Origin of the sequence: Citrobacter sp. 21OH12SH02A-Citro (assembly GCF_027919895.1) — a bacterium.
Lineage (GTDB): Bacteria > Pseudomonadota > Gammaproteobacteria > Enterobacterales > Enterobacteriaceae > Citrobacter > Citrobacter braakii.
Genome location: NZ_CP114801.1, coordinates 4549380 through 4575370 on the forward strand (window position 1 = coordinate 4549380; position 25991 = coordinate 4575370).

Below are 25991 nucleotides of genomic sequence, written 5' to 3' on the forward strand. Positions count from 1 at the left end.
GGGAGGAGGCGGGAGGATGAGAGAACAGCGTCTGAGACCCGGGCCGTACGCCGCGGAGGAATTTCGTGATGCAGCCTGCAAAAATCAGTGGGTTTTTATGTGCGCCAGTACGCAATACTCACATTTATGTAACACAGATCACATAAAGAGCGGGTGGGGCGTAGGGGTAAGGAGGATGGAAAGAGGTTGTCGTATAAAGAAACTAGTAACCGTTAAGCCACCTCTGCAAAATCACCAAACAGGATGGGAACTATGAAAATCAAAACTGGCGCACGCATCCTCGCATTGTCTGCATTAACGACGATGATGTTTTCCGCCTCGGCTCTCGCCAAGATTGAAGAAGGTAAGCTGGTTATCTGGATTAACGGCGACAAAGGCTATAACGGCCTCGCTGAAGTGGGCAAAAAATTCGAGAAAGACACCGGTATCAAAGTCACCATTGAGCACCCGGACAAACTGGAAGAGAAGTTCCCACAGGTTGCCGCGACTGGCGATGGCCCTGACATCATCTTCTGGGCACATGACCGTTTTGGCGGCTATGCTCAGTCTGGCCTGCTGGCTGAAATCACCCCAGATAAAGCGTTCCAGGACAAACTCTATCCGTTCACCTGGGATGCCGTACGCTATAACGGCAAACTGATTGCCTACCCGATTGCGGTTGAAGCGCTGTCGTTGATTTATAACAAAGACCTCGTTCCAAACCCGCCAAAAACCTGGGAAGAAATTCCTGCGCTGGATAAAGAGCTGAAGGCGAAAGGAAAATCCGCGCTGATGTTCAACCTGCAAGAACCGTACTTCACCTGGCCGCTGATTGCCGCCGACGGCGGTTACGCGTTCAAGTTTGAAAACGGCAAGTACGACGTGAAAGACGTGGGCGTGGACAACGCGGGCGCAAAAGCGGGTCTGACCTTCCTGGTTGATCTGATCAAGAACAAACACATGAACGCGGATACCGATTACTCCATCGCCGAAGCGGCCTTTAACAAAGGTGACACCGCGATGACCATCAACGGTCCGTGGGCGTGGTCCAACATCGATAAGAGCAAGGTGAATTACGGCGTTGCCCTGCTGCCAACCTTCAAGGGTAAACCGTCCAAACCGTTCGTGGGCGTTCTGAGCGCAGGTATCAACGCTGCCAGCCCGAACAAAGAACTGGCAAAAGAGTTCCTCGAAAACTACCTGCTGACCGATCAGGGTCTGGATGAAGTGAATAAGGACAAACCGCTGGGCGCGGTTGCGCTGAAATCCTTCCAGGATCAGTTAGCGAAAGACCCGCGTATCGCGGCCACCATGGATAACGCCCAGAAAGGCGAGATCATGCCGAACATCCCGCAGATGTCTGCATTCTGGTATGCCGTTCGTACCGCAGTGATCAACGCTGCCAGCGGCCGTCAGACCGTCGATGCCGCGCTGAAAGATGCACAAGGTCGTATCACCAAGTAATACGGTTTCCCTTATTTCTTAGGGAATCAGGTTTATTGAATACGTTGTTACGCGAAATCATTCGCGCTACATCGAGGCGGCAAGGAGGCAAATCCCCAGGAGCTTACATAAGTAAGTGACTGGGGTGAGCTTCCGCAGCCAACAAAGAGGTAGTGCGAAGGATAAAGCGTAAAGAGGATTGATCCCCATGGATGTCATTAAAAAGAAACACTGGTGGCAAAGCGACCGGCTGAAATGGTCAGTGATGGGTCTGCTTGGGCTGCTGGTCGGTTACCTTGTTGTTTTGATGTATGCTCAGGGGGAGTACCTGTTTGCCATCATGACGCTGATTTTAAGCTCTGCTGGCCTGTATATTTTTGCTAACCGTAAAGCCTACGCCTGGCGCTATGTTTACCCAGGCGTTGCAGGGATGGGGCTGTTTGTCCTGTTTCCGCTAATTTGTACTATCGCAATTGCCTTTACCAACTACAGCAGCACCAACCAACTGACCTTTGAACGTGCTCAGGAAGTCTTGATGGACCGTTCTTATCAGGCGGGGAAAACCTACAACTTCGGCCTGTATCCGGCGGGTACGGAGTGGCAACTGGCCCTCACCGACGGTGAAACTGGCAAGAATTATCTCTCCGACGCCTTTAAATTTGGCGGCGAACAGAAACTGCAGTTGAAAGAAGCCGAGGCGCTGCCAGCGGGCGAACGTGCGACGCTGCGTATCATCACGCAAAATCGCCAGGCGTTAACCCAACTCACCGCCATCCTGCCGGATGAAAGCAAAGTGATTATGAGTTCACTGCGCCAGTTTTCCGGCACGCAGCCACTCTATACGCTCGCTGATGACGGCACGCTTACCAACAGCCAAAGCGGCGTAAAATACCGCGCCAACAACGATATTGGTTATTATCAGGCAATTAACGCTGACGGTAGCTGGGGTAACGAAAAACTCAGCCCAGGCTATACCGTTGCCATCGGTTGGGACAACTTCGCCCGCGTATTTACCGACGAAGGCATTCAGAAACCGTTCTTCGCCATCTTTGTCTGGACGGTGGTCTTCTCCGTTCTGACCGTGATCCTCACCGTGGCCGTGGGGATGGTACTAGCCTGTCTCGTACAGTGGGAGTCTCTCAAAGGCAAAGCGATTTACCGTGTCCTGCTGATTCTGCCGTATGCCGTACCGTCGTTTATTTCGATTCTGATTTTCAAAGGACTGTTCAACCAGAGCTTCGGTGAAATCAACATGATGCTGAGCGCACTGTTTGGCATCAAACCGGCCTGGTTCAGCGACCCAACCACCGCGCGTTCGATGATTATTATCGTCAACACCTGGCTTGGTTACCCGTACATGATGATCCTGTGCATGGGTCTGCTTAAAGCGATCCCTGACGACCTGTATGAAGCGTCGGCGATGGATGGTGCAGGTCCGTTCCAGAACTTCTTTAAGATTACGTTGCCACTGCTGATTAAGCCGCTGACGCCGCTGATGATCGCCAGCTTCGCCTTTAACTTTAACAACTTCGTGCTGATTCAACTGTTGACCAACGGTGGTCCAGACCGTCTTGGTACCACCACGCCAGCAGGCTATACCGACCTGCTCGTGAGCTACACCTACCGTATCGCCTTCGAAGGCGGCGGTGGTCAGGACTTCGGTCTGGCGGCGGCGATTGCCACGCTGATCTTCCTGCTGGTCGGTGCGCTGGCCATCGTGAACCTGAAAGCCACGCGTATGAAGTTTGATTAAGGGAGACAACGAACATGGCTATGGTACAACCCAAATCTCAGAAACTGCGTCTCTTAACAACGCACTTGCTGCTGCTGATTTTCATTGCAGCGATCATGTTCCCGCTGCTGATGGTTATCGCTATCTCGCTGCGTGAAGGTAACTTTGCCACCGGCAGCCTGATCCCGGAAAACATCTCCTGGGAACACTGGAAACTGGCGCTGGGCTTTAGCGTTGAACACGCGGATGGCCGCGTGACGCCGCCGCCGTTCCCGGTGCTGTTATGGCTGTGGAACTCGGTAAAAGTAGCCACCATTACCGCGATCGGTATCGTGACGCTTTCCACCACCTGCGCTTACGCCTTTGCCCGTATGCGTTTCCCGGGCAAAGCAACCCTACTGAAAGGGATGCTGATATTCCAGATGTTCCCGGCGGTGCTGTCTCTGGTCGCGTTGTATGCTTTGTTTGACCGCCTGGGCCAGTACATTCCGTTTATTGGTCTGAACACTCACGGTGGCGTGATCTTCGCCTATCTCGGCGGTATTGCACTGCATGTGTGGACGATTAAGGGCTATTTCGAAACCATCGACGGTTCGCTGGAAGAAGCGGCCGCGCTGGATGGCGCAACGCCATGGCAGGCATTCCGCCTGGTGTTGCTGCCGCTTTCCGTTCCGATTCTGGCGGTCGTGTTTATTCTGTCTTTCATTGCCGCGATTACCGAAGTACCGGTCGCATCACTGCTGCTGCGTGATGTGAACAGCTATACCCTTGCGGTAGGTATGCAGCAGTACCTCAATCCACAGAACTATTTGTGGGGCGACTTTGCCGCCGCAGCTGTACTTTCAGCCATTCCTATCACTCTGGTGTTCCTGCTGGCACAGCGCTGGTTGGTCAACGGACTGACGGCGGGTGGTGTGAAAGGTTAAGTTTTACCGAAGTAACTGCCCGGCAACGGGCAATGCCACTGCAACCCTCAACTTATGTTATCCCAACCTGTGACTGTTATTCGGCGCTCTACGGAGCGCCCTTTTTTTATGTTATTTTGCATTACGCTTACGATTATTTCCTTTCGTGCCCCCCATCACTGCAAATCAATTTTTCGCCTGAAACTCGACAAATTAAACAGAATGAGTTTGGCGCAGGCGTTATCGCCATCGGCGTGATCAACCTAAGCTTTACCGTATTGGCGATCATGACGGTGGATAAATTTGAAGAACTGTGGGAACCCGCGGCGGAGAAAACCCAGCCGGCCTCTGCGCAGTAATTTTTACCCAAAACACGCCGCAGCCCAATTGCGGCGTGTTGTCTTTTACTCTCGCTTCAGCCGTTTGGAATTACACAGCCACAGGGTGATCACCAGCAGCAGGATCGCCGCAGAATAGATCAGCACATCCATCGGCGCTTTATGATCGACAATGATCAGCCGCACAATCGCAGTGATCCCGATATAGACAAAGTAGCGCAGCGGAAAGTGAAAACCTGACTGAAAGTACTTCACAATCAACGCGATAAATTCAAAGTAGAGAAAGTAAACCACCAGCCCTTCCACCAGTTCATACTTGCTGGTTTGTTCCGGCGCGAACAGCACATCCGCCAGATGCAGCGTTTCTTTCCCGAGGAATACGACCAGGATCAGGCCCAGACTCAGCAACCCCAGATTCAACACGGTCTGTAAAATAGTGGAGATAAACTCCACGCGCGGACGAGATAGCGACGTCATAACAGCACCTCTTACTCAGTGGCGAGGTTCCTGTATAACGCAAAAATGTGACAGAGATCTACATTTTTTGTTTATATTTTGTGCAAGAAAGGTCAGCAGGGAATGATGAGTGTCACGACACATTTCACAGGATGAATTATGCAGCTCAGACAATCCGCTGTTCGCAACGTTACCTGCGGTGAGAACGTGGTAATTTATGAACCCGCAAATCTCTACGACTGCACATTGGGTGACAACGTTTTTGTCGGACCATTTGTTGAAATCCAGGGTAATACGCAGATTGGCGCAGACAGCAAAATTCAGTCGCACACCTTCATCTGCGAATATGTCACCCTCGGCGCTCGCTGTTTTATCGGTCACGGCGTGATGTTCGCCAACGATATGTTTCGCGAAGGAAAACCCAATGCCGACCGCAACAGTTGGGGACGTATTACGATTGGCGACGATGTCTCGATCGGCAGCGGAGCGACCATTCTGGCGGTCACTATCTGCGATGGCGTGGTCGTCGGCGCGGGAAGCGTGGTGACCAAATCGATCACCGAGAAAGGCGTGTATGCGGGAAATCCGGCAAAATTATTACGTCGTTTATAGAGCCGGATAAGCGCAGGTCCCATCCGGCCATCTATCAGCGGAAGTTTTCACTCCTGTCGCTGGTCATGTCGTACAGACCAAACTTACGTCCAAGCTGCTGGCCGCCATCGCGTGTTAACGGCGTCCAGCCAATCGCCGCACGGCTGCGGGTTGGGCCTGACGAGAACAGATCCAGCGGCACGGAAACGTACACCCCTTTGGTAAAATCACCCTCTCCGTACTCATCCGGCGAGGCGTCGGTGATGGTCGCATAACCCCCCACCACTACGCCGCTGTCAAAGCGTTTCGCCACTTCCAGCGTTCCGCCCTTATCCCCCGCCAGATACTGCCCCACGCTGGCTTTCACCAGTACATCCTGGGCGAACGAAGGATTCCAGTAAGCCGTCAAATGCCCGGTCTTCACGCTGTAGTCGGTGAACTTCATCATGTCCTGCGCGCTACGCCAGTCACGCTGTTTCACGTAGTTGGCATCAACACCAAACGCCCAGTTGCTGTCCAGCGGGCGATACAGCACTTCTGCCCCCGCTCCGCCGTACATAGTTTCCAGGTAGCCACCGTAAACCTGTCCGTAGAACCCGTTTCCAAGTGACTGGAAGTAGTTGGCCTGCAGGTTATTCACGTAGACATCGTTTTGCACATACTCACGCACATGGGTACGCACGCGTGGTAAATGCGAATCCTGCGGCGGGTTGGTGTAGTTAAACTTGTCATAGTTATTAGCGAGGTTGGCGAACAAACTCCCGGTGGTCAGCAGATGATCGGTAACCCACAAATCCGCCGTTCCCATCACGCCCAACTGATACATATAGAAGTTTTCCGGGCCGCCCACCGACTGATTTAGCACCGGATCGATGTGGAAATTGAAGCGTGACTTATCAATATACCAGCCCTGCTCGGTCGTTTTCGGTACCTCGGGCTCGACGCGTTTTTGTGCCAGTTGAGTTTCATGGCCCAACGGCTCGCCTTCCAGATGGCGCTTGAGGCTGGAAACCTCCGTTTCGGTCGTCACCTGCGGCAAGTTAAGGCGGTTTTCCGTAATGCGGATCGTGCGGATCCCATCGGGAAGATCGTTCATCACGATCCGGTTAGCACGCTCGATCCCTTCGCGCGAATCACGGTATTTCACCTGTTCACCCGTTACATACAGCGTATCGCCCTGCACCTGAATTTTAGGATCCGCCAGCCCGGCATTATATTTCAGCAGCGTTAACTGATTCGCCACCACCGAATGTTGCAGGATGGCATCCTGCGGCTGTGGTTGATATTTCGGGCGGGTATTGTCGTTATAGTTTGGTCGCAGATCGTTAAAGTTAGTCCGCAGCGTGACCCCAAACATCAAGGTGTTCCCGCGCTCATAGCTGAGGTTAACGTCGGCCCAATCGGTGACGCGATAAATAGCGCCGACGTTAAACTTGCTCTTCTGATCCAACTTGCCGGCAAAATCCTGCTGGTAATTATTACCTTCATACTCCAGTTTCAGGCGCAGCGGCTGCCAGGGAGTCTGATACTCTACGCCGCCAAACAGCGACGCCGGGCCGTGGAACATCTGGCTACCGTCAACAGAACCGGCCTGCTTGTAGCTGTTATCGCGATGGCAGAATTTATCACTGTATGAGCAAAACGGATTGCTAACGTTGCCGCTGGTCCCGAGATATCCCCAGCCAAGGCCGAGAGAGAAATCAAACGGGCCCCAGGCTTTGTTCGCCACCATATACTCCGCATCAAACAGGCCGGTACCACCGATATCCCGCGCGCCAACCGCCACCTGCGGCATCCAGTAGCTCTCTTCCCACAGGCGAAGTTTGAGATCAAAAGCCTTATCTTTATAAGTCTGATCGCCAGAAAACGACTCCACGCCGCTGTATTTTTTGGTACGCACATCGGTATAGCGCAGGGTGGTTTCCAGCCAGGGGAAGAGTTGTACCGACGCAGAGTAGTAACGGTATTGATCGTTATCGCGGTAGTTAAGGCTCATTTCGCCTTCACGCGCCATGCGTGCGGTTGGGGTTTGCAGCAGTCCCACGCCGCCAAAATCGGACTGGGAAGGTCCAATGGGCGCGGGCCAGGTTTCACCGTGGCAGGCAATGCTTACGCCCAGCGCCAGTAAGCTGAGCAGATAAGTTTTTCTCATTATTCGGGTATCCGCTGGGTCAGGGTGCGAAGAATGTCGGCATTGATTTCATCCGGGGTGCTGCGCCAGACAGCATCAGAGAGTCCGACAAAAATGATGCTGCCGGGCATCGGCTCAACGTGACGTTTGTTCCAGTAGGCGACCGGGACTTTTTGCGTGCGTCCGTCTGGATAGATGACCCAGGCGTAGCTACGATCTGCGCCGCTGAGCCGACGTTGCTCATCGAGATAGCTGGCGATATCGCGCCCGGGTATAAACGGTTGTTTACCCGGATGACTTAGCAGGCCAAACAGCGTTATATCCGTTGGCTGCGGTCCGACCCACAGCGTGTAATTGCCCTGCAACGGCGGGTTGCCTCGCTCACTGACGCGCACAACATCCGGGTCGAGATTAATCTTCTGTCTGCCGGTCACCTTCAGCGCCTGAATTTGCTGGCGCAATGCGTTGATAGCCGCGGCATCGTCACCGCTTTCTTCAGCGCTGAGCATCGCCAGACGAGCCAGTAATGCCTGCTGCTGACGCTCTGCTTCCGTCGTTGCCCGCTCTTCGCTGATAACCGCTCCTGGCCACCAGCTATTATTCAACCGCGGCTGCCCAACCAGGTCGAGCAGATGTTCGGCCCCGGTCAACGTTTTTGGCTCTTCGCTGGCGGAGGTAAAGACCTTAACGCTACCCGCAGCAAAAACTGACGCTGCGCTCAGGCTCAATAGCAGCGCCACAACGGCTCGTTTCATCATGATTTTGCCGCCTTAATCAGCGTGGTTTTCACCGGGAAGTAACGTGCGCCAAGATACTGTTCCGATTGGCGAATCTGCCCTTCGCTGTCGATCCAGTAGCGGTTATGCCAGCGCGTTTGATCGGTGGTGACTTCTTCGTCAAGGATTCGTACTGGCGTATCTTCGTTACCAACCTTAATGGTGTCAGTGCCATCCCATTCGAAAACCGAGCGGGCGGTGGCATAGCGCACCTGCTGATGTTCGGTCCAGCCCATCGTGCGGGTCCACGTTGCCCCATCGACTATCTGGTTTGGTTTGATGAGCGGATCTGCCGCCAGATTATTCACCTCGATCAGGTTATCCCCGCCGAGATGCGTTTTCACCATGCGCCCAGACTGCGTGACGAGAATGGCCCGATCCTGAGTCACCCATTTCTGCTGTCCGTTTTCCGCGAACGCGAGTACCACAAACAGTTGTGGGCCGCCGTTGAGCTGCATGTACTGGCTGGCGTAGGGCATGTTTTTGATTTCATCGTCCGTCATCTGTACGCCGGGAGTACCAAACACGCTATCCCATAGCGAATGACCCAGCCCTTCGGTGGTGGCTGAGCACGCCTGTAATAACAGGCAAACCATTATCAGCGCTGGTCGCTTCACGACATTTCTCCGCAGCGGCAAAATAACCACACCGAAGTGTGGTTAGAATTAAACGTACCGGTATTACTGGGTACTGGTGGTTGTGGTGGTTGTGGTTCCGGTGTTAGAACCATCGCCGCCACCGGTTGCCGCAAGGGCAACCCCCACCGCAGAACTTACGGTGCTCGCGCTGGTTGCGGAGGAACTTCCTGCCGAAACCGACGCGGCAGCCGACCCTGCAGCCTCACCCACCTGAACGGGGGCAGCATAGACAGAAGTCGCCGCAAGCGCAGATATAGCCCAAAGGCCATACAGAACTTTTTTCATCACAAATTCCCTTCATTGTATGAATGGAGATTTACCCAAAAGAATTTCGGGCGAGATCGAATATACACAAGCCAAAGTGTGCAAATTACGCCAGGTGGGAATTTAGGATAATTAGATAGCAAGAAATAAAATGATTAACGTCAGATAATTAAATTAATACAATCATAAAGTTAAAATATAAAAACAAAAACACAACATCCGGTAATTCTGAAAAAACCAGAAACACGATAACGTTGAATGAATTATTTTAGGATTAAGCTCAATAAAGGTGTAAAGCAAAAGCGTAGATATTCGGGAGCCAGATTATAAAAAAAGCCGATATTAATATCGGCTTTTTTATAAGTAATCTGCAAATTCATTCGAATTGCAGCAAGGCGGCAAGATCGTTAATCCCCGGGAGCATAGATAGCTATGCGACCGGGGTTAACGAACACAGCCAACACCGCTGCAGCTCGAAGGAAGAAGCAGATTAACGCCAGGACTTATAACGGTTAATCAAACCGTTAGTTGAGCAATCATGGCTGGTGATTTCTTTATCATCATTCAGCTCTGGCAGAATGCGATTCGCCAGCTGTTTGCCCAGCTCAACGCCCCACTGGTCAAAGGTGAAGATATTCAGGATCGCGCCCTGAGTGAAGATTTTGTGCTCGTACAGCGCAATCAGCGCACCCAGGCTGAACGGTGTGATTTCGCGCAGCAGGATGGAGTTAGTTGGACGGTTACCTTCGAACACTTTGAACGGCACAACGTGGTCAAGCGTTGCCGGATCTTTACCCTGGTCGCGGTATTCCTGCTCAACCACTTCACGAGATTTACCAAAAGCCAGCGCTTCGGTCTGAGCGAAGAAGTTAGACAGCAGTTTCGGATGGTGATCCGACAGCGGGTTGTGGGTGATTGCCGGAGCGATGAAATCGCACGGAACCATTTTGGTACCCTGATGAATCAGTTGGTAGAACGCATGCTGACCGTTAGTACCCGGCTCACCCCAGATGATTGGGCCTGTCTGGTAATCCACCGCATTGCCGTTACGGTCAACGTATTTACCATTGGATTCCATATTGCCCTGCTGGAAGTAGGCCGCGAAACGGTGCATATACTGGTCGTACGGCAGAATCGCTTCGGTTTCAGCACCGAAGAAATTGTTGTACCAGATACCGATCAGCGCCAGCAGCACCGGCAGGTTTTTCTCCGCCGGAGTGGTGGAGAAGTGTTTGTCCATGGCGTGCGCGCCAGAGAGCAGCTCAACAAAGTTGTCGAAGCCCACAGAAAGGATGATGGACAGACCGATTGCAGACCACAGGGAGTAACGACCGCCAACCCAGTCCCAGAACTCGAACATATTGGCGGTATCAATACCGAACTCGCCAACCGCTTTACCGTTAGTGGAGAGCGCTGCGAAGTGTTTGGCAACGTGCTTGTTGTCGCCAGCGGTCGCCAGGAACCAGTCGCGCGCGCTGTGGGCGTTAGTCATGGTTTCCTGAGTGGTGAAGGTTTTGGAAGCGACCAGGAACAGCGTAGTCTCCGGATTCACTTTCTTCAGCACTTCGGCAATGTGCGTACCATCGACGTTAGACACAAAATGCATGTTCAGGTGATTTTTGTACGGGCGCAGCGCTTCGGTCACCATGAACGGGCCGAGGTCTGAACCGCCGATACCGATGTTCACGACATCAGTAATGGCTTTACCGGTATAGCCTTTCCAGCTTCCGGAGATAATCGCTTCAGAGAAGGATTTCATCTTCTCCAGTACCGCGTTCACTTCCGGCATCACATCTTTGCCGTCAACGATGATTGGAGTGTTGCTACGGTTGCGCAGCGCCACGTGCAGCACGGCACGATCTTCAGTGCGGTTAATTTTCTCACCGGAGAACATGGACTTGATGGCGCCTGCCAAATCGGTCTCTTTCGCCAGATCCTGCAGTTTAGCCAGCGTCTCTTCAGTGATGCGGTTTTTGGAGAAATCCACCAGCATCAGATCGTCAAACGTAGCGGAAAATTTAGCGAAACGATCACTATCTTTCGCGAACAGATCCGCGATAGTAACGTCTTTCATCTCTTCAAAGTGTTTTTGTAGTGCCTGCCAGGCTGAGGTCTGCGTTGGATTGATGTTTTTCATTAGCAATACTCTTCTGATTTTGAGAATTGTGACTGAGATCGATTGTAACGCCAGTCACAGAAAAGTGTGATTGTTTTAATGCCATCGCCCTTGTATCCATCGAACCAGGGTAAAAAGTATAGATGTTATAAGCGCTGTTACTGAACGGAAACGCAGCATGAAAAATCCGCATAATCCCAGCGTTGACAGTGCAAGCTACACATTTTATTTATAAATACGGTATTTGCATTTGCGCCTGCACCGGTTTTCGTTCTGCCTTATGTGCCATGGTCGCTCTATTCATTCCCTGACACGAGGTAGTTATGACTGATGTAGTTGTCTCCAAGTTTGGCGGTACCAGCGTGGCGGATTTTGATGCCATGAATCGCAGCGCTGATGTGGTGCTTTCTGATGCTAACGTCCGTGTAGTGGTACTTTCCGCTTCCGCTGGAATTACCAACCTGCTGGTCGCACTGGCTGAAGGGCTGGAGCCAACCGAGCGCTTCGAAAAACTCGACGCTATTCGTCAAATTCAGTTCAATATTCTGGAACGCCTGCGTTATCCGAACGTAATTCGTGAAGAGATTGAACGTCTGCTGGAAAACATCACCACGCTGGCAGAAGCGGCGTCACTGGCGACCTCAACCGCCCTGACCGACGAACTGGTCAGCCACGGTGAACTGATGTCTACCCTGTTGTTCGTCGAAATCCTGCGTGAACGCAACGTGCAAGCACAGTGGTTTGACGTGCGTAAAGTGATGCGCACCAACGATCGTTTTGGTCGCGCAGGACCCGACGTCGCGGCGCTGGCTGAACTGGCAACGCTTCAGTTGGCCCCGCGTCTGAGCGAAGGTCTGGTAATCACTCAGGGTTTTATCGGCAGCGAAGGCAAAGGCCGCACCACCACGTTGGGGCGCGGCGGTAGCGATTATACAGCCGCCCTGCTGGCCGAAGCGCTGCACGCAACGCGCGTCGATATCTGGACCGATGTTCCTGGCATTTACACTACCGATCCGCGCGTTGTTCCTGCAGCGCAGCGTATTGATGAAATCGCCTTTGAAGAGGCCGCGGAAATGGCGACCTTTGGCGCGAAAGTGCTGCACCCGGCAACCCTGTTGCCGGCCGTACGTAGCGATATCCCGGTATTTGTTGGCTCCAGCAAGGATCCAAAAGCAGGCGGTACGCTGGTCTGCAATAAAACCGCGAATCCACCGCTGTTCCGTGCGCTGGCGCTACGCCGTAAGCAGACGCTGCTGACGCTGCATAGCCTGAATATGCTGCACTCTCGCGGCTTTTTAGCAGAAGTGTTCGGCATCCTTGCACGCCACAATATCTCGGTAGATTTAATTACCACATCTGAAGTCAGCGTAGCGCTGACGCTGGATACCACCGGCTCAACCTCCACCGGCGATACGCTGTTAACGCAGTCTCTGCTGATGGAACTGTCTGCCCTGTGCCGGGTTGAAGTCGAAGAAGGCCTGGCGCTGGTGGCGTTGATTGGCAACGACCTGTCCAAAGCCTGCGGCGTGGGTAAAGAGGTATTTGGTGTACTGGAGCCGTTCAACATCCGCATGATTTGCTACGGCGCGTCCAGCCATAACCTGTGCTTCCTGGTGCCCGGTAGCGAAGCCGAACAGGTGGTACAGAAGCTGCATCATAATTTGTTTGAATAATATTTCATCACGCGATAAACAATAACTATAGCCGGGCTCGAACCCGGCTTTTTTATAACAACACAACACATTTCAATCGCAAGGAAGATAACATGCTCGCTACTCTCACGCGGCTGTTCCCGTTATGGGCGCTGCTGCTCTCTGTTATTGCGTATTACACGCCCTCCACCTTTACGCCTGTCGGGCCATTCGTACCGTCGTTGCTGATGCTGATCATGTTCGGCATGGGCGTTCACCTGAAGGTGGACGACTTTAAACGCGTACTCTCACGCCCCGCACCTGTCGCGGCGGGTATTTTCCTGCACTATCTGGTGATGCCGCTCGCCGCATGGATTTTGGCGCTGGCATTTAATATGCCACCGGAACTGTCGGCAGGGATGGTGCTGGTCGGTAGCGTTGCCAGCGGAACCGCATCGAACGTCATGATCTATCTGGCAAAAGGTGATGTGGCGCTCTCCGTGACTATTTCATCGGTTTCAACGCTGGTCGGCGTTGTCGCCACGCCGCTGCTGACACGGCTGTATGTCGACGCGCATATCCAGGTGGATGTGATGGGTATGCTGCTGAGTATTCTGCAGATCGTGGTCATTCCGATTGCTTTGGGGCTGGTCATTCACCATCTGTTTCCACGCGTCGTAAAAGCCGTGGAACCGTATCTGCCGGCGTTTTCTATGGTGTGTATCCTGGCGATCATCAGCGCCGTCGTGGCGGGGTCCGCCTCGCACATTGCGTCTGTCGGCTTTGTGGTGATTATCGCCGTAATCCTGCATAACACCATTGGCTTGCTCGGCGGCTACTGGGGCGGAAAACTGTTTGGTTTCGACGAGTCAACCTGTCGTACGTTGGCTATTGAAGTGGGCATGCAGAATTCAGGCCTTGCCGCTGCGCTGGGCAAAATCTACTTTGGCCCGCTCGCGGCGCTGCCCGGCGCGTTGTTCTCCGTCTGGCATAACCTTTCCGGTTCGCTGCTGGCAGGTTACTGGTCCGGTAAACCGATTAAAGAAAAAGAACGCTGCTAATTGACGGCGGCAGGCCGGATAGCAGCTAACACCTTATCCGGCCTACCCAGCCTCTGCACTTTGCCGTACACTGCGGATATCGGCTAACAGAGGGCACCCTTATGGCACTCCCCCGCATTACCCAAAAAGAGATGACCGAGCGCGAACAGCGTGAACTGAAAACGCTGCTCGACCGCGCGCGCATTGCGCATGGTCGGCTGCTGACCAACGCTGAGACCAACAGCATCAAGAAAGAGTACATCGATAAACTGATGGCCTTGCGCGAAGCAGAAGCTAAAAAAGCCCGCCAGTTGAAGAAAAAGCAGGCTTATAAACCGGATGCGGAAGCATCATTTTCCTGGTCAGCGAATACGCCAACGCGCGGCAGACGTTAACGCCCTTTCTTCTTACGCCCCGGCGAGGTAAAACGCTTCCCGTTTGCCGCCGGGCGCGATTTCTCTTTCTCAGCCGATTTTTCGATTTTCACTACCGGGCGCTTAATGCCTGCGGTTTTTGGCTTCGCTTTCGCCTTCGGTTTGGCTTCTGAGGACGAGTTCTCAATCAGCTTGAACAGGTCGATCAGTTCGTCATCCGTCAGGTCGCGCCATTCACCCAGCGGCAGGCCGGACAGACCAACGTTCATGATACGTGTACGCTCAAGCTTAGTAACTTCATAGCCAAAGTGCTCGCACATACGACGGATCTGGCGGTTCAGCCCCTGAATCAGCGTGATGCGAAACACAAACGGCGCTTCTTTCTTGACCTTACATTTCTTGGTAACGGTGCCAAGGATTGGCACACCGGCACTCATCCCACGGATAAAGTCATCAGTGACCGGCTTATCTACCGTCACCAGATACTCTTTTTCGTGATCGTTACCGGCACGCAGGATTTTATTCACCAGGTCGCCGTGGTTGGTCAGAAAGATAAGCCCCTGGGAATCTTTGTCCAGACGACCGATTGGGAACACGCGCTTGCTGTGGTTAACAAAATCAACAATGTTGTCGCGTTCGCTGTCTTCAGTGGTGCTGACAATCCCTACCGGCTTGTTCAGCGCGATAAAAACCAGATCTTCCGCTTCACGCGGCTCAATCAACCGACCATTCACTTTTACGACGTCGCCAGGCATCACCTGATCGCCAATGGTGGCGCGTTTACCATTCAGGAAGACATTCCCTTGTTCGATAAAGCGATCCGCCTCGCGGCGCGAGCAGATTCCGCTTTCACTGATGTATTTATTTAATCGGATGGATGAGTCGGGCAGCATAATTTCTCCTTTGACAGCGAAATATACCCTACCTTGCGGGGGATAAAAAAGCAGAGCGTGAAAATGTGCTATCGCATCTGATTACGTAATGCCTGCGGGCTGATACCAAATCGTTTTTGAAAGTGGTAACGCAAAGAGTTTGCGCTGCCGAACCCGGTTTGCTGCGCGATCTGCTCAATACTGATATGGGATGTATTGAGCGCCTGCTGCGCACGGTTTAGCCGTTCATTCATCAGCCAACGTGCGGGAGTAAGCCCCGTTGACTCCTGAAATCGCCGCATCAACGTTCGGGGACTCATACCGACCTGGCTGGCCAGAGCGTCAAGAGTATGCTTCTGCGCGATATTGTTATGTAACCAGTCAAGCAAAAGACCAAAACGCTGGCTTTCCCGACTGCGGGCGACAGGACGCAGTTGCTGCTGAGTCTGGCTGCCATCCCTGTGGGGCTGCAGCACCAGGCGACGGGCCACGTTATTGGCAATCTCAAGTCCAAAATCAGTGCGCACCACATGCAAACATAAATCAATCCCTGCCGCACTACCTGCCGAAGTGAGCACGTCGTGGTCACCGACATACAGGACATCTTCCACAACGTTGATGGCGGGAAAGCGTCGCTGGAGTTCACTGACGTAACGCCAGTGCGTCGTCGCCTTACGGTCATCCAGCAAACCTGCCGCAGCCAGAACAAATACACCAGAACAGATAGAGATGATTCGACAACCGCGTTGATGTGCTTCACGAAGCGCATCGCATAATGCTTCCGGGACCGGTGAGCTCACGTCACGCCAGCCAGGAATGACAATAGTGTCTGCTTCCTGCAGCAATTCATATCCACCGTCCACCACGATACGAACCCCGCCAGTTGCCCTTAATTCACCTTGATCAACCGAAGCCACGGCAAAACGATACCAGCCCTCTCCCAGTTCAGGTCGCGGAAGCCCAAAAACTTCCACTGCGACGCCAAACTCAAAAGTACATAGCCCGTCATAAGCGAGTGCAACGACCAACGGGCGAGAAGATGTTGTCATGATCCTGGCGGAATCTGTCATGGTCAGAGGGTGTTTCAAGGTTAATTTTTTGATGAGATAAGAGGTAACACAACAGCTGATTTCACCACAAGAGAAAACAACACTATGAGTACCGTAACAGATATTCCAGCCGCTTCATCTGCACAAGCTATCGCCCATTTCCAGCAACGTCTGAATATGGAGACGGATTGTTCTGACGTTCATTCCGCGATGGCTGCAGACGACAAAGATTTTGTGCTTTTACATGTGGTGGGGAGTGCAGAGAGTTTTTCCCGTTGTCATGTCCCTGGCGCGATTCATCTCCCCCATCGACTGATAAATACGGAATCCTTGAAAAAATGGCCACAGGACACACTGTTTGTCGTCTATTGCGCTGGCCCACACTGTAACGGGGCCGATCGCGCGGCGCTGAAGTTGGCGCAGCTAGGTCGACCGGTGAAAATAATGATTGGTGGTATTAAGGGCTGGGAGGACGAAGGCCTGGCGTTTGCCACTACGCAATAGGACGCTGTTTCAATAGATTGATCGTTGTTAAGTCTGAACGGGCTTTTCCAACAGGAGGTTGTGGTTAACCCGTTCGGCTTTCCCCCCTTCCAACATCGTGAGCCATATCAGTAAGGCGTTACGCTGATAGTGGTAGCATTAGCGCGGTTTGTAATTTTCTGATTACATGGAGAAATGATGGAACTGCTTTTATTGAGTAACTCGACGCTGCCGGGCAAAGGCTGGATGGAACATGCGCTACCGCTGATTGCTGAGCAGCTGAATGGTCGCCGTACGGCGGTGTTTATTCCGTTCGCTGGCGTGACGCAAACCTGGGATGAATACACGGCGAAAACGGCAGCCATCTTTGCGCCAATGGGCGTCAACGTTACTGGCATTCATACCGTTGCCGATCCGATCGCTGCCATTGAAAACGCAGAGCTGGTGATTGTCGGCGGGGGTAACATCTTCCAGTTACTGAAAGAGAGCCGCGAGCGCGGACTGCTGGCGCCGATTGTGGATGTCGTCAAACGCGGTGCGCTGTACATCGGCTGGAGCGCAGGTTCTAACCTCGCCTGCCAGACCATCCGCACCACCAACGACATGCCGATTGTCGATCCAAAAGGTTTTGATGCCCTGGGTCTGTTCCCGCTGCAGATTAACCCACATTTCACCAATGCGCTTCCGGAAGGCCACAAAGGCGAAACGCGTGAACAGCGTATTCGCGAGCTGCTGGTTGTGGCACCAGAGCTGACGGTGATTGGTTTGCCGGAAGGAAACTGGATTAAGGTGAGTAACGGCCAGGCGGTTCTTGGCGGTCCGAACACCACTTACGTCTTTAAAGCGGGTGAAGACGCGGTTGCCCTCGAAGCAGGTCACTGCTTCTAACCGACGTTGCCGGATAACGGCATAAATGCCTTATCCGGCCAACCGGTCCACCTCACTCAATAATCGTCGCGCTCATCGTCCTCATCCGGCTGTTCCAGCACGCTATAGGCCACGGAACAAAACAGCGAGTTCAGACGCTGCATATCGCCCAGCAGCGCCAGGTGCAAGGAGCTGGTCTCGATGCTCTGCACGTTCTGCTGATGCAGACGGTCAACGTGCGCATGCGAATAACGACGGTTGAGAATACGGAAACGGTGCTTGCTACGGCGCAGACGACGGGCGCTGGTCACGTCACCAGAGAAGAACACCGACATCGCCAACTGCAGATTGCTGAGCAGCTGATCGAAGAGCGCATCCAGCTCTTTCAATCCTTCCACGGAGAATGCGCGACGGGCAGCCAGCGACTTATCCGCTATCTCACTGCCCATACGTTCGACAATATCGGAAGCCTGCTCGAGGTTAAGCGACATTTCGATAATCTCCGCCCAACGGCGTGATTCCTCTTCCGCCAGTTCATCCTTTGGCATCCGCGCCAGATAGAGCTTGATTGCCGTGTATAGCACGTTAATGTCGTCCGCCATCCTGCGCAGTTCTTTCTCTTCACGCGGCTCGCCGTGCATCACCTTCTTCAGCCCGTCCATCATCTGCTCCATCGCGTCGCCGATGCGCAGAGCTTCACGAGCGGCATTGGCCAGGGCCAGCGTCGGCGTATCCAGCGCACTGACGTCCAGATGCTTGGGCTTCAAATGCGCATCCAGCTCCGGCTCATCGCGGATGATGCGCTTACAAAAACGCGCCATCGGTTCTGCGAACGGCACCATCGCCACACAGCGCACCAGGTTGTAGAAGACATGGAAGTAAATAACCAGTTCAGATTTCGGCAGCGGCAGTTCATCCATCAGATTTGCCAGCGGATGAACAAACGGCAGGATAATCAGGCTTCCCACCAGCTTAAACAGCAGGCTACCGAGCGCCACACGGCGGGCGGCGGCGTTAGCGGCGCTGTTATTAAGCATCGCCAGCAGGCCAGAGCCGAGGTTGGCGCCAATCACCAGACACAACGCCACCGGGAACGAGATAATGCCTGCCGCGGTCAGCGTTGCCGTCAGCAGCACCGCCGCAAGGCTGGAGTAACTGATAATCGCGAACATGGCGCCAATCAGCGCATCCAGCATGATATCGCCGGTGAGCGAGGCGAAAATAACCTGTACGCCGTTAGCCTGGGTGATCGGTGTTACCGCCTGCACAATCAGTTCCAGCGCCAGTAAAATCAACCCCAGTCCAATACCAACCCGCCCCAGTTGCCCCACGCGAGACTGCTTACGTCCGAGAAAGAAGATCACGCCGATAAAAATCAGCAGTGGCGACAGCCAGGAGAGATCGAAGGTCAGGATACGCGCCATCAGCGCGGTCCCGACGTCGGCGCCAAGTACAATCACCAGCGCAGGGGTGAGCGCCACGAGGTCCTGCGCGACAAACGAGGTCACCAGCATGGTGGTGGCGTTGCTGCTTTGCACCAGCGCCGTCACGCCGATACCCGCACAAAAGGCGAGCGGCTTCTTTTCAACGCTACGGCTGAGCACGGTGCGCAAGCGGGCGCCAAAGACGCGCATCACGCCGGTACGCACGATGTGGGTGCCCCACACCAGCAGCGCGACGGCAGAAAGCAGATGTAGCAGAGTTAACACGGAATCAGGTTCTCCTTATCGTTATATGTTCCTGAGGCCGAAGCCTTCATTCAGTATAAGGGTTTAAACGTAATAAAGAGACAAGGCACTCATTGAGTGCCTTGTTTGTTGTAAATAAAGATGACAGTTTTGTGAATCAGTCAGCGTCATAGCCCAGATTAGGCGCTAACCAACGTTCGACTTCCGCCACGCTCATGCCTTTACGGAAGGCGTAATCTTCAACCTGATCGCGCTGGATTTGCGCCACGGCGTAGTACTTGCTGTCTGGATGACTGAAATACCAGCCGGAAACCGACGCACCTGGCCACATCGCGAAGGATTCGGTGAGCTTCATCCCGGTGTGCGCCTCCACATCCAGTAGTTCCCAGATGGTGGCCTTTTCGGTGTGTTCCGGGCACGCCGGATAGCCCGGTGCCGGGCGAATTCCCTGATAGTTTTCGCGGATCAGCTCCTCGTTGCTGAGGTTCTCATTCGCCGCATAGCCCCAGTAGACTTTACGCACGCGCTCGTGCAGATATTCCGCGAACGCTTCCGCCAGGCGGTCGGCGATCGCTTTCACCATGATCTTGTTGTAGTCGTCATGCTGGGCTTCGAAGGCGTCCGCCAGTGCATCTTCCTCCAGACCGCCGGTAACTGCGAAAGCACCGATGTAATCCGCTTTGCCACTCAGTTTCGGCGCAACAAAGTCAGACAGGCAGTAGTTGGCGAAACCGACTTTTTCCGTCTGCTGGCGCAGGTGATGACTGACGTTGATGACGTGCGTACGCGTCTCGTCACGGTAAATCTCGATGTCGTCACCCACGCGGTTAGCCGGGAACAAGCCCACCACGCCGCGCGGATTCAGGGTCTTCTCAGCGCTGAGTTTATCCAGCATATCATTGGCGTCTTTGAACAGACGTTTCGCCTCTTCTCCCACCACCTCATCTTCGAGGATGCGCGGGTATTTCCCGGCCAGCGACCAGGTCATAAAGAACGGCGTCCAGTCGATGTAGTTGCGCAGCGTTTCGATGCTGGCTTCAACGCTCTGTACGCCGAGGCGGTGCGCCACCGGCGGCGTGTAGTTTTCCCAGTCGAAGGCCAGATCGTTGTCGCGGGCAGCCTGTAACGTTACTGGTGGGGTCCGCGGTTTCTTACGCGCATGCTGGATACGCACGGTTTCGTACTCTTTACGCGTACGGGCGACAAAGTCATCGCGCTGAGTGTCAGAGAGGAGTGCGGCGACTACGCCAACGGTACGCGAGGCGTTCTGCACATAAACCGTTGGACCACTGTAGTTCTGCTCGATTTTCACCGCCGTGTGCGCTTTTGAGGTGGTCGCGCCGCCAATCAGCAACGGAATAGTGAACCCCTGACGCTCCATCTCTTTCGCCACGTTGACCATTTCGTCCAGCGACGGGGTAATCAGCCCGGAAAGACCAATCAGATCGGCATTCACTTCACGTGCCGTTCTGAGGATTTTCTCCGCTGGCACCATCACGCCAAGATCGACGATTTCGTAGTTGTTACATTGCAGCACCACACCAACGATGTTTTTGCCGATATCGTGCACATCGCCTTTCACGGTAGCAATGACCATCTTGCCGTTGCTGGAGCCTTTCTCTTTGCTGGCCTCAATGTACGGTTCGAGGTAGGCCACCGCCTGCTTCATCACGCGGGCGGATTTCACCACCTGCGGCAGGAACATTTTGCCCTCGCCAAACAGATCGCCAACCACGTTCATCCCGTCCATCAGCGGCCCTTCAATCACCTCGATCGGACGCGCGGCCTGCTGGCGAGCTTCTTCAGTATCCTGCTCAATAAATTCGGTAATGCCTTTCACCAGCGAATATTCGAGGCGCTTTTTCACGTCCCAACTGCGCCATTCCGCCATCTGGGCATTGGCAGTGTCATCAGTTTTGCTACCGCGATATTTCTCAGCCAGCTCCAGCAGACGCTCGGTGCCATCGTCACGACGGTTGAGGATCACATCTTCAACCGCATCGCGCAGCTCGGCGGGCAGGTCGTCGTAGATCGCCAGTTGTCCGGCGTTGACGATCCCCATGTCCATGCCGTTGCGAATGGCGTAGTAAAGGAATACCGCGTGAATGGCTTCACGAACCGGGTCGTTACCACGGAAGGAGAACGACACGTTGGAGACGCCGCCGGAGATCAGCGCGTGCGGTAGTTCGCGTTTGATGTCCTCACAGGCACCGATAAAGTCCTGGGCGTAGTTGTTGTGCTCATCAATCCCGGTCGCGACCGCAAAGATGTTCGGGTCGAAGATGATGTCTTCCGGCGGGAAGCCTACCTCTTCGGTAAGAATTTTGTACGCCCGCCGGCAAATCTCAATTTTACGCGCACGGGTGTCGGCCTGCCCCTGCTCGTCAAAGGCCATCACCACCACTGCGGCACCGTAGCGTCGCAGCAACTTCGCGTGGTGGATAAAGGTCTCAACCCCCTCTTTCATCGAGATGGAGTTAACGATGCCTTTACCCTGAATGCACTTCAGCCCTTTTTCGATGACGTCCCATTTCGAGGAGTCGATCATAATCGGCACGCGGGCGATATCCGGCTCACCGGCGATAAGGTTGAGAAAACGCACCATCGCCGCTTCGGCGTCGAGCATCCCCTCATCCATGTTGATATCGATAATCTGTGCGCCGCTTTCCACCTGCTGACGGGCGACATCCAGCGCTTCGTTGTATTTCTCTTCTTTGATCAGTCGCTTAAATTTCGCCGAACCGGTGACGTTGGTACGCTCGCCGACGTTCACAAACAGGCTATCGTCGCCAATATTCAACGGTTCAAGGCCAGACAGACGGCAGGCTACCGGGATTTCCGGCAAGCGGCGCGGCGGCAAACCTTCCACTGCGCGGCTCATCGCGGCGATGTGTTCCGGCGTGGTGCCGCAGCAGCCGCCGACCACGTTGAGGAAGCCCGCTTGCGCCCACTCGCGTATTTGCGCCGCCATAGTGTCTGCATCAAGATCGTATTCGCCAAAGGCGTTCGGCAACCCGGCGTTCGGGTGCGCGGTAACGTAGCATTCGGCAATGCGCGACAGCTCCTGCACGTACTGGCGCAACTCGTCAGGGCCTAAGGCGCAGTTCAGACCGAAGGTCAGCGCATCGGCGTGGCGCAGTGAGTTATAGAACGCTTCGGTTGTCTGACCGGAGAGCGTACGCCCGGAAGCATCGGTGATAGTGCCGGAGAGCATAATCGGCAACTCAACGCCCAGCGCTTCAAATTCGGTTTTAACCGCGAAAATAGCGGCTTTGGCGTTCAGGGTATCGAAGACGGTTTCAATCAGGATCAGGTCGCTGCCACCTTCCACCAGCGCTTTGGTGGATTCACGGTAGGCGGCCACCAGCTGATCAAAGGTAATATTGCGGTAAGCCGGGTCGTTGACGTCAGGCGAGATAGACGCCGTACGGTTGGTTGGGCCAAGCACGCCCGCGACATAGCGCGGTTTTTCCGGTGTGCGTGTCGTCCATTCGTCTGCCGCCGCGCGCGCCAGTTTGGCTGCCGCAAAGTTGATTTCCGCCGACAGGGATTCCATCTGGTAATCCGCCATGGCGATAGTCGTGGAGTTAAAGGTGTTGGTTTCGATGATATCCGCGCCCGCCTCAAAATAGGCGTTATGGATGGCGGCGATCACCTCAGGTTTGCTGAGCACCAACAGGTCGTTGTTGCCTTTCAGATCGCACGGCCAGTCGGCAAAACGTTCGCCGCGGAAATCCTCTTCGCTCAGACGATATCCCTGGATCATGGTGCCCATACCGCCGTCCAGCACCAGAATACGTTCATTTAACTGCTGACGTAATTGTTCAACTTTGCTGCTCACACTCGCTCCCGACAACGCTCAACCAGACCGAAAAAAACTCAACAGACCATACTGGCACAAACCTGAGAGGTGGAAAAGAGAACAACGGCCAACATGAGACATGTTCAGCTTCACTCATCCGATCAGTACAGGAATTCTTGCATTATAATTGAATAAAACGAAAATGATTTCCACGATACAGAAAAGGAGTCCGCCATGGTTGCCACAATCCCCGCGAAACGCGGTAGAAAACCCGCCGCTGCTACTACGCCTGCAACCGGGCAGGTTCAGTCTCTGACTCGCGGCCTGAAGCTGCTGGAGTGGATTGCAGAATCCAACGGCAGCGTGGCGCTAACCGAGCTGGCACAGCAGGCCGGCTTGCCAAACTCCACGACTCACCGTTTGTTGACCACCATGCAGCAGCAAGGATTTGTCCGTCAGGTGGGTGAATTAGGCCACTGGGCCGTGGGTGCGCATGCGTTTATCGTCGGCAGCAGCTTTTTGCAAAGCCGTAATTTGCTGGCGATTGTCCACCCGATCCTGCGCAAGCTGATGGAAGACTCCGGTGAGACGGTAAACCTGGCCGTGTTAGATCAAAGCGACCATCAGGCCATTATTATCGACCAGGTGCAGTGTACCCAACTGATGCGCATGTCCGCGCCTATCGGCGGCAAACTGCCGATGCACGCCTCCGGTGCGGGTAAGGCGTTTTTAGCCCAACTGAGTGAAGAACAGGTGACTGGCCTGCTGCACCGTAAAGGGCTGCACGCTTACACCCACGCCACGCTGGTGTCGCCGGTGCATCTGAAAGAGGATTTAGCCCAAACGCGCAAGCGCGGCTACTCCTTTGATGATGAGGAGCATGCGCTGGGTCTACGCTGCGTGGCGTCGTGCATTTATGATGAACACCGCGAGCCGTTTGCCGCTATTTCCATCTCCGGACCCATTTCGCGCATTACCGACGATCGAGTGACCGAGTTTGGCGCCATGGCGATCAAAGCGGCGAAAGAAGTCACGCTGGCATACGGCGGATTTCGTTAAGAAAGGGTTGCCGGACATCAAGCCGCAAATCTGATGCAAAACCGCTGTTTGCGCCGGTAGGCGTAAACATCTTCCACGTGTCCTTCACGGATCCGCGTTTGCAGACCTCGCCAGTAGTCGGCACTGAACAGGTCAGCATGCATCTCTTCAAATAGCGGCCCGATACGCGGGTCAGCGCATAGCCAGTGACGAAACTCTTCCGGGAAGACATCCCCCGGCGATACGCTATACCACGGTTCAGCGCTCATCTCATCTTCCGGGTAACGCGGCGGCGGGATATGACGGAAATTCACCTCCGTCATGTAGCAAATTTCATCGTAGTCGTAGAACACCACGCGCCCGTGGCGAGTCACGCCGAAGTTCTTAAACAGCATATCGCCGGGGAAAATATTGGCGGCGGCCAGCTGACGAATGGCATTGCCGTACTCTTCAATAGCATCGCGCAGTTGCTGGCCTTCGACCTGCTCCAGCCAGATATTCAGCGGCACCATCCGTCGTTCGATATACAAATGGCGAATGACAATCTGCTCGCCGAGATCGGTAATTTTTTCCGGGGCTTCCTGTAGCAACAGCGCCATCAGCGACGGATCGATTTGCCGTTTATCCAGCACAAAGTTCTCGAACTCCTGAGTATCAGCCATCCGCCCGACACGATCGTGCTCCTTGACCAGTTGATAACAGGCGCGGACGTGGGCGGCCGACATCTCTTTTTGCGGCGCAAATTTGTCTTTGATGACTTTAAAGACGCGGTCGAAGCCCGGCAGGGTAAACACCAGCATCACCATGCCGCGGATCCCCGGCGCTTCGATAAATTGCTCATCGCAATGGGCAAGATAGAGCAGATATTCGCGGTAACTTTCTGTCTTCGCGTGTTTCTGACAGCCAATCGCCATATACAATTCAGCGGTGGTTTTACCGGGCAGGATCTCGCGCAGCCACTCCACTAACGCGGCGGGCAGCGGGGCGTAAACCATAAAATACGAGCGGGCGAAGCCAAACACGATACTGGCCTCCGCCGTCGTGGTCAGGCAGGTATCGACAAACAGTTCACCCTCGTCAGTACGGTGAATTGGCAGTAAAAACGGCAGCGTCCCGGAAGGGGTAATCAACTTCCCGACCAGCCAGGCGGCCTTGTTGCGATAAAACAGTTCGTTCGCCACCTGCAAATGACTGCGCTGCAACACATCCGCCCCCAGCGTTTCGGTCAGGTGTTCGATGATGTAGTGGATATCCCGATGTCTGTTCTGCCACGGCAGACGCAAGGGCAGATCGCTGAGGACGCGCGTAAGCAGCCACTCCCAGCCGGTATCGGGAAAAAAGTCTTTCGCCAACGGGCGTGGGATCGTGCGAAAACGGCGCTCTGGCTGAGAGCTGAAAATAAACAGTCGCTCGGGAGTCAGCGAGCGGTGGTCAAATAACCGGCAATAGACGGAGTTAAAGAAACTCTCCGCAATCTCGAAGCGTGGATAATCTGGCAATAGCCGGGTGTAATGCTCTTTCACGCGAAGTAAAAAATCCGCGTCGGTACTTTTGCCGTCAGTAATGCAGCGCAGTTGCTCCACCACCAGACCCACATGATGATCGTAAAGGTGGATACGGCTTTTCATCGCCTGCTGAACCGCGTGCCAGTCGGCATGTTCAAAACGCTGCTGCGCGCCGGAGGTCACTTCCAGAAAACGCCCGTACTGGGCGTCGAAACCTTGCAAAATCGTCTGAGCAATCAGTAATTCCAGGCCACGCGTCATCAATTTCTCCCA

22 protein-coding genes are annotated in these 25991 nt (G+C 54.1%); 11 read left to right on the forward strand and 11 right to left on the reverse strand.

The window, feature by feature from the left end; all coding sequences use genetic code 11:
• Nucleotides 1–252 precede the first annotated feature (252 nt).
• From malE to O6D90_RS21945, 4 genes are all read left to right on the forward strand, one after another.
• Nucleotides 253–1443, forward strand: coding sequence for a maltose/maltodextrin ABC transporter substrate-binding protein MalE (gene malE / locus O6D90_RS21930; protein WP_016155342.1), 1191 nt, complete (start codon nt 253–255; stop codon nt 1441–1443).
• 187 nt (nt 1444–1630) lie between these two features.
• Nucleotides 1631–3175, forward strand: coding sequence for a maltose ABC transporter permease MalF (gene malF / locus O6D90_RS21935; RefSeq protein WP_016155440.1), 1545 nt, complete (start codon nt 1631–1633; stop codon nt 3173–3175).
• Between the two features lie 14 nt (nt 3176–3189).
• A complete protein-coding gene (gene malG / locus O6D90_RS21940; RefSeq protein WP_016155340.1) occupies nt 3190–4080 on the forward strand; it encodes a maltose ABC transporter permease MalG in 891 nt (296 codons plus the stop codon).
• A gap of 32 nt (nt 4081–4112) precedes the next feature.
• The gene (locus tag O6D90_RS21945; RefSeq protein ID WP_016155339.1) at nt 4113–4418 is read left to right on the forward strand and encodes a hypothetical protein; all 306 of its coding nucleotides are present in this window, start codon (nt 4113–4115) and stop codon (nt 4416–4418) included.
• Nucleotides 4419–4463: 45 nt separating this feature from the next.
• On the opposite strand, the gene psiE is transcribed toward O6D90_RS21945, so the two are convergent.
• Complete coding sequence (gene psiE / locus O6D90_RS21950; protein ID WP_003031674.1) at nt 4464–4874, reverse strand: phosphate-starvation-inducible protein PsiE; 411 nt, start codon at nt 4872–4874, stop codon at nt 4464–4466.
• A gap of 138 nt (nt 4875–5012) precedes the next feature.
• Here psiE and O6D90_RS21955 point away from each other — a divergent pair, with 138 nt between their 5' ends.
• The gene (locus O6D90_RS21955; RefSeq protein WP_016155439.1) at nt 5013–5465 is read left to right on the forward strand and encodes an acyltransferase; all 453 of its coding nucleotides are present in this window, start codon (nt 5013–5015) and stop codon (nt 5463–5465) included.
• A gap of 34 nt (nt 5466–5499) precedes the next feature.
• Here the strand turns inward: O6D90_RS21955 and O6D90_RS21960 are convergent, their stop codons facing one another.
• The 5 genes from O6D90_RS21960 to pgi all read right to left on the reverse strand — a co-directional run bounded on the left by O6D90_RS21960 (nt 5500) and on the right by pgi (nt 11390).
• Nucleotides 5500–7596, reverse strand: coding sequence for a YjbH domain-containing protein (locus O6D90_RS21960; RefSeq protein WP_271143226.1), 2097 nt, complete (start codon nt 7594–7596; stop codon nt 5500–5502).
• The gene (locus tag O6D90_RS21965) at nt 7596–8333 is read right to left on the reverse strand and encodes a capsule biosynthesis GfcC family protein (protein ID WP_271143227.1); all 738 of its coding nucleotides are present in this window, start codon (nt 8331–8333) and stop codon (nt 7596–7598) included. Before O6D90_RS21965 ends, O6D90_RS21960 begins: the two co-directional genes overlap by 1 nt.
• On the reverse strand, nt 8330–8968 hold the full coding sequence (locus tag O6D90_RS21970; protein ID WP_016155436.1) for a YjbF family lipoprotein: 639 nt from the start codon (nt 8966–8968) through the stop codon (nt 8330–8332). The genes O6D90_RS21965 and O6D90_RS21970 overlap by 4 nt, the downstream gene beginning before the upstream one ends.
• A 63-nt stretch (nt 8969–9031) precedes the next feature.
• The gene (gene yjbE, locus O6D90_RS21975; protein ID WP_016155435.1) at nt 9032–9274 is read right to left on the reverse strand and encodes an exopolysaccharide production protein YjbE; all 243 of its coding nucleotides are present in this window, start codon (nt 9272–9274) and stop codon (nt 9032–9034) included.
• Between the two features lie 469 nt (nt 9275–9743).
• On the reverse strand, nt 9744–11390 hold the full coding sequence (gene pgi / locus O6D90_RS21980) for a glucose-6-phosphate isomerase (RefSeq protein WP_016155434.1): 1647 nt from the start codon (nt 11388–11390) through the stop codon (nt 9744–9746).
• Between the two features lie 302 nt (nt 11391–11692).
• Between pgi and lysC the strand changes: the two genes are divergently transcribed.
• The 3 genes from lysC to O6D90_RS21995 all read left to right on the forward strand — a co-directional run bounded on the left by lysC (nt 11693) and on the right by O6D90_RS21995 (nt 14435).
• A complete protein-coding gene (gene lysC, locus O6D90_RS21985) occupies nt 11693–13042 on the forward strand; it encodes a lysine-sensitive aspartokinase 3 (protein ID WP_271143228.1) in 1350 nt (449 codons plus the stop codon).
• Between the two features lie 92 nt (nt 13043–13134).
• On the forward strand, nt 13135–14061 hold the full coding sequence (gene panS / locus O6D90_RS21990; RefSeq protein WP_016155433.1) for a ketopantoate/pantoate/pantothenate transporter PanS: 927 nt from the start codon (nt 13135–13137) through the stop codon (nt 14059–14061).
• A gap of 101 nt (nt 14062–14162) precedes the next feature.
• Nucleotides 14163–14435 carry a DUF3811 domain-containing protein gene (locus tag O6D90_RS21995; RefSeq protein WP_003826541.1) on the forward strand — a complete coding sequence of 91 codons (273 nt, stop codon included), beginning with the start codon at nt 14163–14165 and terminating at the stop codon, nt 14433–14435.
• On the opposite strand, the gene rluF is transcribed toward O6D90_RS21995, so the two are convergent.
• Both rluF and ftrA read right to left on the reverse strand, forming a co-directional pair.
• A complete protein-coding gene (gene rluF, locus O6D90_RS22000) occupies nt 14432–15307 on the reverse strand; it encodes a 23S rRNA pseudouridine(2604) synthase RluF (RefSeq protein ID WP_016155331.1) in 876 nt (291 codons plus the stop codon). The genes O6D90_RS21995 and rluF overlap by 4 nt on opposite strands.
• A 68-nt stretch (nt 15308–15375) precedes the next feature.
• The gene (ftrA, locus tag O6D90_RS22005; protein WP_016155432.1) at nt 15376–16356 is read right to left on the reverse strand and encodes a transcriptional regulator FtrA; all 981 of its coding nucleotides are present in this window, start codon (nt 16354–16356) and stop codon (nt 15376–15378) included.
• An 84-nt stretch (nt 16357–16440) separates the two neighbouring features.
• Between ftrA and O6D90_RS22010 the strand changes: the two genes are divergently transcribed.
• Complete coding sequence (locus tag O6D90_RS22010; protein ID WP_016155431.1) at nt 16441–16839, forward strand: rhodanese-like domain-containing protein; 399 nt, start codon at nt 16441–16443, stop codon at nt 16837–16839.
• 177 nt (nt 16840–17016) lie between these two features.
• Nucleotides 17017–17706, forward strand: a complete 690-nt coding sequence (pepE, locus tag O6D90_RS22015) for a dipeptidase PepE (RefSeq protein WP_271143321.1) — start codon at nt 17017–17019, stop codon at nt 17704–17706.
• A gap of 56 nt (nt 17707–17762) precedes the next feature.
• On the opposite strand, the gene O6D90_RS22020 is transcribed toward pepE, so the two are convergent.
• Nucleotides 17763–19394, reverse strand: a complete 1632-nt coding sequence (locus O6D90_RS22020) for a Na/Pi cotransporter family protein (protein ID WP_016155429.1) — start codon at nt 19392–19394, stop codon at nt 17763–17765.
• A gap of 136 nt (nt 19395–19530) precedes the next feature.
• A complete protein-coding gene (gene metH / locus O6D90_RS22025; protein ID WP_016155326.1) occupies nt 19531–23214 on the reverse strand; it encodes a methionine synthase in 3684 nt (1227 codons plus the stop codon).
• 195 nt (nt 23215–23409) lie between these two features.
• Here metH and iclR point away from each other — a divergent pair, with 195 nt between their 5' ends.
• Complete coding sequence (gene iclR, locus O6D90_RS22030; RefSeq protein ID WP_016155428.1) at nt 23410–24234, forward strand: glyoxylate bypass operon transcriptional repressor IclR; 825 nt, start codon at nt 23410–23412, stop codon at nt 24232–24234.
• 17 nt (nt 24235–24251) lie between these two features.
• Here the strand turns inward: iclR and aceK are convergent, their stop codons facing one another.
• Nucleotides 24252–25979, reverse strand: a complete 1728-nt coding sequence (aceK, locus tag O6D90_RS22035; RefSeq protein ID WP_016155427.1) for a bifunctional isocitrate dehydrogenase kinase/phosphatase — start codon at nt 25977–25979, stop codon at nt 24252–24254.
• Nucleotides 25980–25991: the final 12 nt, after the last annotated feature.